Below are 13,117 nucleotides of genomic sequence, written 5' to 3'. Positions count from 1 at the left end.
ATCTTATTGATTCAAATGATCATTTATTGTAACTTCAATGTCGCTTATTTAATTAACGATATATTTTTATTTGATTTATTTATATATTTTTCTAAATAACCTGCATTATATTTATTTGGAGATAATTTCATGAAAACAGAAGAAAATATTGTAAGTTACAGTAGCATGAGTTCTAACGAAATGAGTTCTTTTGACTTATTAAAGCATTATTGGGGGAATTCAGGACGAGCGCTAACTCTTCATGACATAGGTGTTCACGAGAGGGTTAGGGAGTTAATAAAAAGACCAGACGCCTTTAAAGGTTTATTTGAAAGCAATGATGGCACTAGCGTTCAATCTCGTTTTATTTCACAAATCCAAAATGGAAATAGAATTTTTTTTGAAAATACGTATAATTTCAGAACTCCAGCCTCTTATTTCAATGACCCATTATGGGCTATAGGAGGCGCTATAGTCAGTGGAAGATTACATGTTGTAAGTGCTGTGCCTTATGGACAAACATATAAATTAAGTGCGATCATAACCTATAAACTTTATGACAAATTTACAGACCCATATGATCTAATGAATTTCTTTCCGGGTGAATGGAATCCAGATGGAACTCCATTTGATATAACAGGGCAATGGACGGAAAATGCAAACTTTTCCGTAAGTAAGTATGTCTACGAAAGTAAAATAAAACCAAATATTTAAATTCTGGTTGGTATTATATGTGTCGTCTGATATTTAATGTGTGATGTTAAATAGTGCTTGGTGTTTTAACTTTATTGTTCAGTACCAAGCACTATAAAGATATTAAACATCCTAATATCTTGACAGATAAACAAGTAATGTTGGTAAACAAATATCAATCAGAAATAGAATTATAGCCGCCGATAATGATGACGCCAGCGTTTTTTTAAAGTTTCTGTCTAAAATTAGAAAATAGCTAACAATCATGAATATTGGAAAGAAAAAAATAATTTTAATTAGCTTTAGTAGTAAAAATATCATTGTCATATCCTTTTGTTCTATATTAAACCTTGTCGTCATTATAACTTAAAAATTTCGGTTTCGTACTGTCTGTCAAACCATCATTCCACCCATTTAAAACTGAGAGAAGCTCCGAAGCCCTCTATCTTTCTTTAGTTTTTTCTGAAGAATTGCGAGCCTGAGCCAGTTTTCTTGTCGGTGCCGGAATATCTTCTCTTCTCTTTTATCGATGACGTTGTCACTCTCTTGTTATGTGATTTATGCGCTGGGAATTATCAATTTCTGAGAAATTTCATTCTCAGAAATTGATAATCTTATTGGCTATCAAAAAGTATACTTTTTAACAGCCATTAGAAAATACTCTCAAAAGTCCTATCATAAATAGTTATTAATACGGTGTGCAAATAGATATACTTTTTCTGAATTAAGTTATGATTAATTTTATAACACAATGATATTAAATGATTTATACTCATTGCTTGCAATTTAAGCATTGGTAAAAGCACACCGGGTTAATAACTTGTAGCTTTCACAAAGTTTACAGATCTGGCAGGGCGCGAGCATACTTTTTTAACGCCGATTGAATGAACAGTAATGACGTGATCTAATTATTCTTATTTCTCTTTTTAATCCTTGCCCATGAATCCGAACCAGACCCTGATTGAACATTTAACCGTTGTGAAAGAAACTCGTTCTGAGGTCAATCGTCAATACGATCTGATTGATGTTATTTTCCTTGTCGTCAGTGCCATTCTGGCCGGGGCTGAAGGCTGGCAAGACATTGAAACTTATGGTCGTGCCAAAATGAAGTGGCTAAAAAAATATCGCCCCTTTCTCAATGGGATACCCCGCCGACATACGGTTGCCCGAATAGTGCGCGCTATTGAACTGGATCCCCTGCTGGAAGCAACAGTGTGAACAGGGTGGCAAACCGGTCATTGCTTTTGATGGAAAAGTCTTGCGAAACGCCTACCGTCATGAAAAGAAAAACGCCGTCCAGTTGGTCACCGCCTATGATACTGAACAGGGACTCGTTCTGAGCCAGAGACCAGCACTGTATCCTTGATGTGGTCTTTAAAGAAGATGATTCACGGATTGTTCTGGATGGCGCGATTGAGAATCTGGCGTTATTCCGGCGTATTGTGCTGAATATGGTCAAACAATGCGATTGCGGAGCACCCAGCCAAAGAAACAAGCTTAAAAAAGCGGGATGGTGTGACGATTATAGGGCAAGAGTTTTCTTTGGGTGAGTATTAATCAAAGTATGCTCGCGCCCTGCCGTCTGAACGTAAGCGCTCATTTAAACAGTGCAGTTCACATTATATCGCTGATATTCACATTCCACGGCAGTAGATCATGCAGGGGATCACCGGATTGGCGTTTGGGGAGTTCCTTAAAAATATGCCGGAAGTAAAAATACGGATTGATGTCATTGGCCCGGCAGGTCATCACCAGGCTGTATAAGTTCGCACTGGCAAAGGCGCCGTCTGCGGAGGTGGAAAAAATCCAATTCTTGCGCCCCGTGGTGAACGGACGGATATCCCGCTCCGTGACATTATTGTCTATGCTGATATGCCCGTCTTCCAGATAAACCAACAGTTTCGGCCACTGGTTCAGGGTATAGCTGATCGCCGAGCCGATAGCACTTTTCGGCAACATCGTCCGGCTCGACTCTGTCAGCCAGTCGTGGAAGTCTTTCAGTACCGGGGGCGCTTTTTCCTGCCGTAACCGCTGTCGTTCATCGGGATTGAGTAACCGGGCCTCCCGTTCAATGGCGTACAGCCGGGCAAAAAATGTCAGCCCCTGCTCGGCACGTCCGGCTTTTTTACTGGCCTGCACTTTCTGGGCATCCGTAAATTTGCGACGGGCATGCGCCATGCAGCCGGCGTGCCTGACCGATTTCAGCGTATCGTAAGCCGCATAGCCATCCGTCAGCAGGTAACCGGCATAATCCCCTAAAAAATCCGCCACGCAACGCCCGCTGCGGCTCGGCTGATAGTCAAAAATCACCGCCGGATGCACGGCAAATTCCCCACTGCGGTACACCCACATATAGGATTTGCTTTGTGCCGGGCGATCGACTTCGTGAAGCACCTGTACCGGGGTTTCGTCCGCACAAATCAGCGGTTCATCAAGTAGATGAGTCCGCATCCGTTCGACCAGCACATGCACCTTGCGGCCGAGCTGCACACACCAGTTCGCCAGCGTACTGCGGCTGATGTCAATGCCGGAGCGTGCCAAAATATCGGTCTGCCGGTATAGCGGCAGCGCATCGACATATTTCGCGGTGACAATCGCCGCCTGCGTTTCCGGGCTGGCTATCGTCCGGGGTAACAGGCTGGGCGGCGTCGGGGCGGTGATAATCCTGCTGTGGGTTTCGGTTTTTTCACACTGCCGGCAGGTGTATTTGGTGCGTTCGTGACGAATGACGCTAACTTTCTGCGGCACGATTTTCAGGGTTTCTGACGTTTCCGTGCCGCAGGCATGCAGCGGTTCGCCACAACAATCGCAGTGCGGCGCATTCAGGGTATGATGCTGCACTTCCCGCGCTAATCCTGCCGGCAGCGGCTGACGCCCTTTTTTGTGGTGCGCCGGGGCGGATTTCGGCAGGCTTACCTGCTGTTCCGCCTCGTTAAATGTGCCTTTATCGGCCTTTTCGCTCTGTTTGCCAAAGCGTTTAGACTTGCTGAGATTGAGCTGTTCGAGCAGGTGCTGAATATGATGATCTTTTTCCTGAATTTCGGCCTGAAGCTGGCCGATAAGGGCTTTCAGTTGGTCAATATCATCGGGGAGGTCAGTCATCATTCAGGCTCTCAGGGAAAAACCTGAGTGTGACAGCGCCACCGGATCATGCAAGTCCAAATCCGGGATCAGTGTCACCGATCACACTTTGACTTCCCGCAGAGGCTGATGGGCACGGGGATGGGTTAATGCCAGCCCCGACAACAGCCAGTTCAGTTGCGGGCGCGTAATGTGTACGGTGCCGTCCGCCACGGGCGCGGGCCACTGAAAGCGGCCTTTTTCCAGCCGCCGGTAGTAGAGCCAGAAACCGTTGGTGTCCCAGAACAGGATCTTGAGTTTGTCGCGATGGCGGTTACAAAAAATAAACCCGGCTTCACTGAGCGGATCCAGCCCCAGTGCCTCCACCACACTCGCCAGTCCGTCGATGGATTTTCGCATGTCGGTCTGACCGGAAACCAGATAAATGTTGCCCGCTGGGATCATTGCAGGGCCTCAACCCAGTGACGGATCTGCTCGGAAGATAACCCGGCAGGCAACTCCGCCCGAAGTCCGTTGGGCAGGCAAAGCGTGACGGTATGACCAGCATCTGAATGCTCATCAAGTACAATAGGATGCAGACGTTGAGGCACGTGCTGTTGCCGACGTTTTTTTGCCCAATAATAAAACGTGGCCAGATTAATTTCATGATGCTGGCAAAATGCGGTTACCGTCAGCCCGCTCTGTTTCTGGGCATCGATGACGGTTATCCAGTGTTGCTGTTTTTCAGTGAGTGTCATGAGGTGTCTCCTGAATAAAAAGAAAACACACTATGACAAAATCTTAATTCGTCAGATAGGTGGGGTTAATTGAGCGGTTACGTTTCAACAGATTGTGCATTGAAGTATCGCTGTACAGCGGAAAAGCCTGTTCAACCCAGTCATTACGGTAAAAAAGTTCTATTGGGTTTGGTCTTGCCAATGAGTTAAGGATAAAGAATAACGGTGCTTTGTTCGGTTCATTCAGCCATGTTTTCCAGCTTACCACAGGTTTTTTATCCATTATTAATGTAGTATTTTCTATTATGATTACGCCTTGGCAGGTTTAATAACTAAACTGACATCCTGTTGTGCCAGTTCAGCACAGGCAGGCTGTGCAATAACTTCAGTTACAGGTAAAACTTCCGACATCAGGATCGTGTTCTCTGAGAATATCGGACAGATGGGGTTTTTCTTGACGCGCTAAACGCTGCAATGCGCGAATATATTCGATTTCATGTTGGAAAAGTTGTTCAAAGTTTTTCAAGATTTTCCCTTTTATTAAACAAACTCCATTACATGGTCATGACATGCCCTCGATCCAGCGTTTTTAAATATAGTGCATTTCTGATCTTGCTTTTGGAGCTTCGGTTATTTATCTATCGAAATATTATCAAAAAAATTTATCTATGTTCAAAATTTCCACTGAAATCCTTCGTTCAATAAGAATGATTTTTTGGTGTTTTATCGTTCGAACACGTGGTATGTAGTGACATATACGCATTAAACTTCAAGCTGCAATTTACAACACGATATGAAATCTGATATCTCCCCGCTTCGCGGGGAGATTCAACGCATCTTGAAGTTAGATTGGTATATATCACATAACAAAATGTACAGGCCATGCGCTAAACCTATCGTAATCAGAAGTTCTCCACTAAAAAACAGACATAAAAAAAGGTGCTGAAATAACAGCACCAAAATATGTGACACCCAAAATCGAAGTTAATCTTTTTTATCTAACGGAAAAGGAACAGGATGTTTCGTGTTGTAGTTAAAGGTATACATTGCTGTTATGACCATCATGACAACTAGCGTCCATACCACTTCTTTTGCTCCGGTTCCCAAAACTGCCCAGATGCAATAAATAAAGGCAATAAACGTAATAATGATATATCGCGTTTTTTCTTGCCCAAGATGACCATGACCAATTAACAGCAAAGCTGCACAGGTATACAGGTAAGGGATCAAGGTAAAAATCACGGAGACGGAAGAAACCAACCCAAATTCTCTCGCTGCATTTGGCGAAATACTGCTGAGCTGGAAAATCGTCATTAAAACACCCAATATCAACAAACCCGCAACTGGCGTTCCTGCTTTGTTCACTTTGGCAAAGATTGAAGGAAATAATCCATCATCTGCGGCAGCTTTGGCTGTTTGCCCTGCAAGCAATGTCCAGCCACCCAATGATCCCAAACAGCCTGCCGCTGCACAAAAGGCAACTACGGCTCCCGCGGTATCTCCCAACGCCAATCGGGCAGCATCACCAAAAGGTGAAGATGAGATTTTCAATGCCGCGTTGGGGATCATGCCCATAATCACGCTGCTGGACAGCACATAACAGACAGCCGCAATCAGCACACCACCGATAGTCGCAATCGGCACGTTACGCTTGGGATTTTTAACCACACCAGCCGCAACAGAAGCACTCTCAACGCCAATAAAAGACCATAATGTAACGTTTAAGATACTCTGAATCGCGCCAAAGGTATTCAAGCCACTGACGTTCCACGCATCCATATAGGTCTTGCCGTTGAACCAGAACCAACCCAATACAGCGGTTGCGACAATCGGAATCAATGCTAAGGTCGTCGCTACCGCTTGCACTCGGGTAATAACATGCGGCCCGATAATGTTCAAAATGACAAATATCCACAGTATGACTGTACAAGTGATGGTTAAAATAATGGGATCTTTCAGGATAGGGAAAAAATAGCTCAGGTAACCAACGCCAATCACAACCATAGCGATATTGCCGATCCAACACGCCAGCCAATATAAGATATTGGTCTGATAGCCTAAAAAAGGGCCAAAAGCCCGTCGTGCATAAGCATAAGATCCCCCCGGGCTATCATCCAGTGAGGAGATTTTCGCATAAACGATTGATAACCCCACAGCACCAATGATAGTCACCAGCCAACCAAGGATCGCAATACCGCCTGTTGATGCCAGGCTGGCAGGCAAAAGAAAAACGCCCGATCCCATAATGTTACCCGCAACCATCAGAGTAACGGGGATCAATCCGACTTTTTTTGCCTCTGAAACATTTGCCTCTGAAACAATAGCCATAATTTATCTTCCCGTTTTCACTTTTTTATACACATGACGTGATAAATGCCGTTGATAATCTCTGTGCCTTCTGTTTCATGCTCAAAACCCGGAAATTCGTGATCCCACTTTTGTAATGCGTGTAAATATCCAATTTGGGGACTGGTTTTATCACCAAAGTTTTCGCCTGAAAGCAGCATGGGAATGCCCGGTGGATATGGGATGATAGAGTTCGCCGCAATGCGATGGGGTAAATCATCCAATGCCACCATTTCCACATTATTGGTCACGATGGCCTGGTAAGCAGCTCGCGGCGTCATTTCCATTTTAGGTAAGCCCGCATATGCCCGATTCAGTTTTTCACCCGGATTATTCTGCCGCAAATAATCGAACATTTTATCGCCTAACTCTTTCAATCCTAATTGCTCATACACTTCTGGGTACTGATCTACCAAATCTGGCAAAACCTTACTTAAAGGTGTATTGGCATCATAGTGGTGTTTGAAAGAGAGTAAGGTGTTGAGCAATGTTCCCCATTTTCCTTTAGTGATCCCCATTGAAAACAGGAACATAATTTGGAAATCCGTAGTACGGGTTGGTACGATACCGTGCTGGCTTAACCATGCGGTAACCAATGCGGCTGGCACGCCCTGTTTTTTCAACTTACCGTTTTCTCCCATACCTGGAGCCAATATGCTGACTTTAATCGGATCAAGCATGCTCCAGTTATCCGGTAAATCTTCAAATCCGTGCCAACTGTCCCCCGGACGCATTACCCAGCAACTTTGTTCTTTCGCCAGCAATTCCTTGGGTGCATCCTCAAAAGCCATTTTCTTACCAGTGGCAGGATCTGTCACTTTTTCCTGATTCCAGGGCTTAAAGAACCAGTCCCCCTTCTTGTTGAAATCTCGATTCAAACGCGCTAATGCCTGACGAAAATCAACGGCTTCCTCAATGACTTCCTGAGTCAATGAGTAACCGCTATTGCCATCCATCATTGCAACCGCAATGTCGTTTGAAGCGCAAATCGCATACAGAGGAGAGGTGGTTGCATGCATCATGTAGGCTTGATTAAACCTTGAAAAATCCACCGGATTGCGTCCGTCCCGTACATGGATAAAAGAGGCCTGAGAGAGCGCATTCAACAACTTGTGAGATGAATGGGTAGCAAAGACTGTCGGCCCTGAGTGGTTTTTCGGATCGCCGCGCATGGCAAAATGATCATGATAAATCGGGTTAAACCGCGCATAACCATACCATGCTTCATCAAAATGGATTCTATCAACGCTTTTATCCAATAACGCCTGTACATGTTTGGCGTTATAACAGACACCATCATAGGTACAGTTTGTCACTACGCTATAAACGGGTTTCTGGCTCGCTATATCCTGAGTCAGTGGATTTTGTTTCAGTTTTTTCTGTAATGTTTTGGCCTGCATTTCTTGTGGATAAATAGGCCCGATGATGCCATAGCGGTTACGGCTCGGCAGCATATAAACCGGTTTAGCGCCGGTCAATATCAGCCCCTGCTCAATGGATTTATGGCAATTCCGATCGATGATGACCACATCATCTTCAGTCATACAAGCCTGCATAATCGTGCGGTTAGAGCCTGACGTTCCCACCACGATAGAATAAGAATGATCTGCGCCAAATACTCTGGCTGCGTTTCTTTCACTTTCACCAAATGCACCAGAATGATCTAATAACGAACCCAACGAGGCGCGTTCAATTCCCATATCGGTACGGAAAAGATTTTCCCCATAATAGTCATGATAAAAGCGGCCAACCGGTGTTTTATTAAAGCCGACGCCCCCTTGATGTCCAGGTGCCGCCCAGGAATATTCATAAGTTTGGCTATATTTCATTAACGCTGACATTAAAGGCGGAAATAATTGTTGGCGATAACGCTGCATGGCGGCAATGGCACGGCCCGCAATAAAATCCGCAGAATCTTCCAATATCCAGGCAAATTCAGTTAACTGTTCCAGTAATTCATGATTTAGCAAAAATACCGCTTTTTCCCGATCACTTAACAAAAAGACCGGAACATTTTCCTGTCGCTCAAATAATTTATTGAGTAGTTTCTGTATTTGCAGATATAAATCATCATCTATGAGCGCACAACTTATCATTAAACAATCGAACGGTTCATTGGCTGCAATTATTGTATAGCTATCATCAAAAGACTCAGCAATAACAACATCAATGTCTTTTTCAATTAATTTATCAGCCAACCTGTGCACGGCATTTTCCACATAGTGACTATGATATCGTGTACCCACTTCATTTTCTGCTATCAATACTTTCATGACATTATTCCTTACTCTATCTCTACTTGAACTGACAGGATAAATTCAGAATTACTTGGCAATGATCATCGAATAATTGATACGATCAGGAAAATTTAACGATGCTAAATAAGCCACAGGAAAAACTACCAACAATATAATTTTACAAGTTAATTATTTGTTAATATATAGTTTTTATATTAAAAATCACATTACTTAATATAGTGTCTATTTGCATTTGTGCAATTTCTTTGTTTTTTGTCTCTAAGATTTGGCGTTTATGGGTTTAGTAAGAGCCAGAGCACAATAGCGTAACCATGTGGATTTTCTTTACCAACGTTACTATGGAAAGGTACGGGACATCATTAAGCAGTGCTAATGGTGCCCATCACTAAATTATGGGAACAATAATGAAAGAACATCCTGATTTATGGGCCGATTTGTTAGACGGTCTAAGAAACGCTTGGCCGCAAATTTCTGGTTCTATTTTGGCCGTCATGATCTGTTACGGCCGGCTTATTTATGACGGTGTGGAGCGGAAAAATCGCTGGGTCGAACCGCTCCTGTGTGGAGCGCTGTCGTGGGGATTTTCCAGTGGACTGGAACTATTTGGTATTCCAAACAGTATTTCACCAGCCCTCGGCGGTGCCGTTGGTTTTATTGGCGTAGAGAAAATACGAGAGTTTGCCATTCGTGCCATCAATAAACGTTTAGGAGATTACAATGACAAGAGGGATTCGTAACCATAACCCCGGCAACATCCGTCATGGAGACAAATGGCAAGGTTTACGTGATATTCAGACAGACAAATCATTTTGCCAATTTGTGGCGCCAGAATATGGCATACGGGCAATGCTAAAAATCCTGCGTAACTACGAACGCAGATACGGGGACAATACTATTCGCCAGTTTATTTCCCGCTGGGCGCCACCGAATGAAAATAATACCGAGAGTTATATCGCTTATGTATGTAAATCAGTTGGCATAGCCAGCAGTGCGGTGGTAGATGTAGAAAACGTCGCCACAATGAACCGACTGGTTAAGGCTATCATTCAAATGGAAAACGGCCAACAGCCTTATTCCGATGAGATAATTAAGCGAGCATTTGAATTGTTATAAGCTCTAATCACCGCCTGTAGGCGGTGATTTTCAACAGTATCGTATCCCACTTCCCCGCAATTTTAGTGATCAGGTAGCAAAAATATAACTTGCTTAATATTCGGAATCATGCGTTAATAGTCAGGTCGGTTTGAAAGACAGACCTCATACAAAGCAGTTTATTAAAGCAGTTCTCATCCTCAGGCGTTATCCCAGATATCCCTTCTTTTTGAGTTTCTCCATTAAGCGCTAAGTAGTTTCTGTAAAACAAGCCATATTCACCTAACAAGGCTCAATCAAAGGAAATATCACATGTCTAATAAAATGACTGGTTTAGTAAAATGGTTTAATGCGGATAAAGGTTTTGGTTTTATCTCCCCTGCCGATGGCAGCAAAGACGTGTTCGTACACTTCTCCGCTATTCAAAGTAACGACTACCGCACTCTGTTCGAAGGCCAGAAGGTCGAGTTCTCCATCGAGAACGGTGCCAAAGGCCCAGCAGCAGTAAACGTTGTGCCTACAGCGTAAAATCTTCCCTGAATCCCTTCCTCTGCGATAACGAAGACGGCCTCTGGCTTGAGTTAGCAGAGTGACGGGATGTCAGAATATTTTCAGTTGCCGGTATGGATAAAGCCGGGCCGGTTTCTGAAACATCCCTCTTTGGCTTCATTATCAATAAAACTTAAGCGTTCTATCCGTTGAAAGCTTAATCCTAATTTCCTGAACTTCTAAAATCTTCAGCTCCTACAGTGTTTCCGTGCTAGTTAATCCTCCTTCTAACGAAGAGATATTTATGCCAATCCAACTTCAAGTTGCAGCTTGCAAATCAATGTGACTGTTTATATCTCCCCGCTACGCGGAGATAGTAAGACGCATCTTGAAAGACGATTGGTATATATCAGAAATGCCCGTCATAGATTATGTAAGAACAAAACATTATATAAGGGTTTTTAAGAAATTGATTCTTAAGAGCCAGTATATGATAGCCTTCCAGAGTACCATGAGTGCTCTGTTAAGCCCCGTCAAAAAACGCTCCACATAAGCACACCATCAGAATTTTTAAAAACTCCTATCAAAAATAGATGGTCCAAGTCCCTTTTATAACTGAAATTTAAAAAATAAAGTACCTGCTCATAAAGAGTTAGTTCTTCATCTCCAGTGTGGAGTAATGCCACACAAATCATTTTTAATTCATCAACCAAGCTAACCAGTCTTGCGAGCAGGAGTTAAGCAATGCCTATGTCATGCAATAATATTAACAACGAGAACCAACTTTCATTAGAGAATGCTTCTGCATCTCCCTCTTACAAATTCCCACTCAGTTCTCCCCAGCAAGTTGTCTGGCTCGACCAGCTCTTCCGTCCTCATAGCACCTGCTATAACTTAGGTTCAGTGATTCTGGTTGAAGGAAAGTTGGATGACGCGCTGTTAGCACGCGCTGTTGAAACCGTTGTTTATCGTCATGATGCATTGCGTTTACGACTCATTAAAACGCAGGAATTACCGCTGCAAGTGCTTACTGATACCTTGCCTGGATCCGTGACAATCCACGATTTCTCAGATCATGACAACGCCGAAGAGCAGGCTAAGCAATATATCCGTACTGCCTTCATGCGGCCGTTTGATTTGTACAGTGAACTATGGCGTTTTGCCCTGTTACGGGTGAGTGATCATCGTTGGTACTGGCATTTCTGCTGTCACCATCTTATCGGGGATGGGAACACGTTAGGGCTTATTCCCGAAGAAATAGCCAACACGTATACCAGGTTAAGCAGGGAAGAAGAATTTACTGAAACGGCACCCTCTTATCTTGACTTTATTAATGAAGATCATGCCTATTTAAACTCACCGCGCTATCGACAAGACCAGCAATTCTGGTCAGAGCGTTATAAAAACTTACCGCCTGCTTTAATTCAACCTTCAAATTTAGAGAAAACAACAGATAACGAACATGCCGAACCGCTAATTTGTCCACTGGATAAAACGCTCTTCCAGCGAATCGAAGAAACTGTCGCTGCACACGGATTATCTGTCCTGCATTTTATGTATGCCGCGCTGGCCTGCTATTTTTCACGCACGGCTTACTCGCTGACAAACCATCCCGAAGATGAAGATATTGTTATTGGTATTCCCGTACATAACCGTAAGAACAACAAACAAAAACGCACGGTAGGCATGTTTTCGTCGGTGATCCCGGTCGGTATCACGGTTTCGCCCCATGATACTTTTCTTGATGTGATGGACAAAACTGCAACGGAATTGCGTCGTTGCTACAAACGTCAGCGTTTGCCAGTCGCAGAAATCAATCGGCTTATACAAATCCAACAGCAGACCGGACGTACCCAGTTATTCGATATCCTGCTGTCATTTGAGTGGATAGATGTGAATACCGATATACCCGATGCCACACTCAAATACAGCCAAATACAACGTGGTGCACCGTTCCCGCTTGTTATCGCAGTCCACCAATATGCATTTGCTAACAGTGCAGATGCACAGAAACCGGTCACACTTGAGTTTAATTTTTCTCCCAATTATCTGAGTCGTGCTGAAGTGACAGCACTCCACTCCCGTCTTATGGTGTTAATTGAAGCCGCACTGACGTCTCCGCAAACCCCGATCCGACGCTTACCTCTATTACCGCCAGAAGAACAACAATTGCTGGCAGATTTCAATGCCACACAGATGGATTTCCCGCCAGAGACCTTAATCCATTCCCCGTTTGAAGCACTGGCCGCGCAACAACCCAATGCGCCCGCCGTGGTATTTGAAGAACAAACGATGAGTTATGGCGAACTGAACCGTCGTGCTAATCAGTTGGCCCATTATTTGATTGCGCTAGGCGTCCGTCCAGACAAGCGCGTGGCGATTTGTGTCGAGCGCAGTCTGGATATGGTGGTCGGCTTACTGGCTATCCTTAAGGCTGGCGGAGCCTATGTCCCGCTCGATCCG

The 13,117-nt window shown here is 44.0% G+C and carries 12 protein-coding genes and 1 pseudogene; 6 read left to right on the top strand and 7 right to left on the bottom strand.

Annotation, left to right across the window (positions count from 1 at the left end; translation table 11 throughout):
* The first annotated feature begins 129 nt into the window (after positions 1 to 129).
* Positions 130 to 693, top strand: a complete 564-nt coding sequence (locus tag IQ211_RS15390) for a hypothetical protein (RefSeq protein WP_189761002.1) — start codon at positions 130 to 132, stop codon at positions 691 to 693.
* A gap of 918 nt (positions 694 to 1,611) precedes the next feature.
* Positions 1,612 to 2,222, top strand: a pseudogene (locus tag IQ211_RS15385) (ISAs1 family transposase).
* Between the two features lie 64 nt (positions 2,223 to 2,286).
* Here IQ211_RS15385 and tnpC read toward each other — a convergent pair.
* From tnpC to adiA, 7 genes are all read right to left on the bottom strand, one after another.
* Positions 2,287 to 3,774, bottom strand: a complete 1,488-nt coding sequence (tnpC, locus tag IQ211_RS15380; RefSeq protein WP_193836412.1) for an IS66 family transposase — start codon at positions 3,772 to 3,774, stop codon at positions 2,287 to 2,289.
* An 81-nt stretch (positions 3,775 to 3,855) separates the two neighbouring features.
* On the bottom strand, positions 3,856 to 4,197 hold the full coding sequence (tnpB, locus tag IQ211_RS15375; RefSeq protein WP_189761332.1) for an IS66 family insertion sequence element accessory protein TnpB: 342 nt from the start codon (positions 4,195 to 4,197) through the stop codon (positions 3,856 to 3,858).
* The gene (gene tnpA, locus IQ211_RS15370; protein ID WP_189761333.1) at positions 4,194 to 4,490 is read right to left on the bottom strand and encodes an IS66 family insertion sequence element accessory protein TnpA; all 297 of its coding nucleotides are present in this window, start codon (positions 4,488 to 4,490) and stop codon (positions 4,194 to 4,196) included. The genes tnpB and tnpA overlap by 4 nt, the downstream gene beginning before the upstream one ends.
* Positions 4,491 to 4,533: 43 nt before the next feature.
* A complete protein-coding gene (locus IQ211_RS15365; protein ID WP_189761042.1) occupies positions 4,534 to 4,752 on the bottom strand; it encodes a hypothetical protein in 219 nt (72 codons plus the stop codon).
* A gap of 102 nt (positions 4,753 to 4,854) precedes the next feature.
* Complete coding sequence (locus IQ211_RS15360; protein ID WP_189761043.1) at positions 4,855 to 4,995, bottom strand: hypothetical protein; 141 nt, start codon at positions 4,993 to 4,995, stop codon at positions 4,855 to 4,857.
* A gap of 458 nt (positions 4,996 to 5,453) precedes the next feature.
* Positions 5,454 to 6,797, bottom strand: coding sequence for an arginine/agmatine antiporter (adiC, locus tag IQ211_RS15355; protein WP_189761044.1), 1,344 nt, complete (start codon positions 6,795 to 6,797; stop codon positions 5,454 to 5,456).
* A 17-nt stretch (positions 6,798 to 6,814) separates the two neighbouring features.
* A complete protein-coding gene (gene adiA, locus IQ211_RS15350; protein WP_189761045.1) occupies positions 6,815 to 9,088 on the bottom strand; it encodes an arginine decarboxylase in 2,274 nt (757 codons plus the stop codon).
* A 389-nt stretch (positions 9,089 to 9,477) separates the two neighbouring features.
* Between adiA and IQ211_RS15345 the strand changes: the two genes are divergently transcribed.
* The 4 genes from IQ211_RS15345 to IQ211_RS15330 form a co-directional block, all read left to right on the top strand.
* Entirely contained in the window at positions 9,478 to 9,810 is a 333-nt protein-coding gene (locus IQ211_RS15345; protein WP_189761046.1) for a phage holin, lambda family, read from the top strand.
* Complete coding sequence (locus IQ211_RS15340; protein WP_189761047.1) at positions 9,791 to 10,186, top strand: structural protein; 396 nt, start codon at positions 9,791 to 9,793, stop codon at positions 10,184 to 10,186. Before IQ211_RS15345 ends, IQ211_RS15340 begins: the two co-directional genes overlap by 20 nt.
* A gap of 291 nt (positions 10,187 to 10,477) precedes the next feature.
* Positions 10,478 to 10,693, top strand: coding sequence for a transcription antiterminator/RNA stability regulator CspE (gene cspE, locus IQ211_RS15335; RefSeq protein ID WP_189761048.1), 216 nt, complete (start codon positions 10,478 to 10,480; stop codon positions 10,691 to 10,693).
* Between the two features lie 705 nt (positions 10,694 to 11,398).
* The coding region (locus IQ211_RS15330) for a condensation domain-containing protein (protein WP_193836411.1) at positions 11,399 to 13,117 on the top strand (1,719 nt) is incomplete at its 3' end.

The sequence above is a fragment of the Xenorhabdus griffiniae genome (assembly GCF_015163655.1).
GTDB classification, from domain to species: domain Bacteria; phylum Pseudomonadota; class Gammaproteobacteria; order Enterobacterales; family Enterobacteriaceae; genus Xenorhabdus; species Xenorhabdus griffiniae.
The sequence above is the reverse complement of the archived record's forward strand: the minus strand, read 5'-3'. Positions and strand labels throughout refer to the sequence as shown.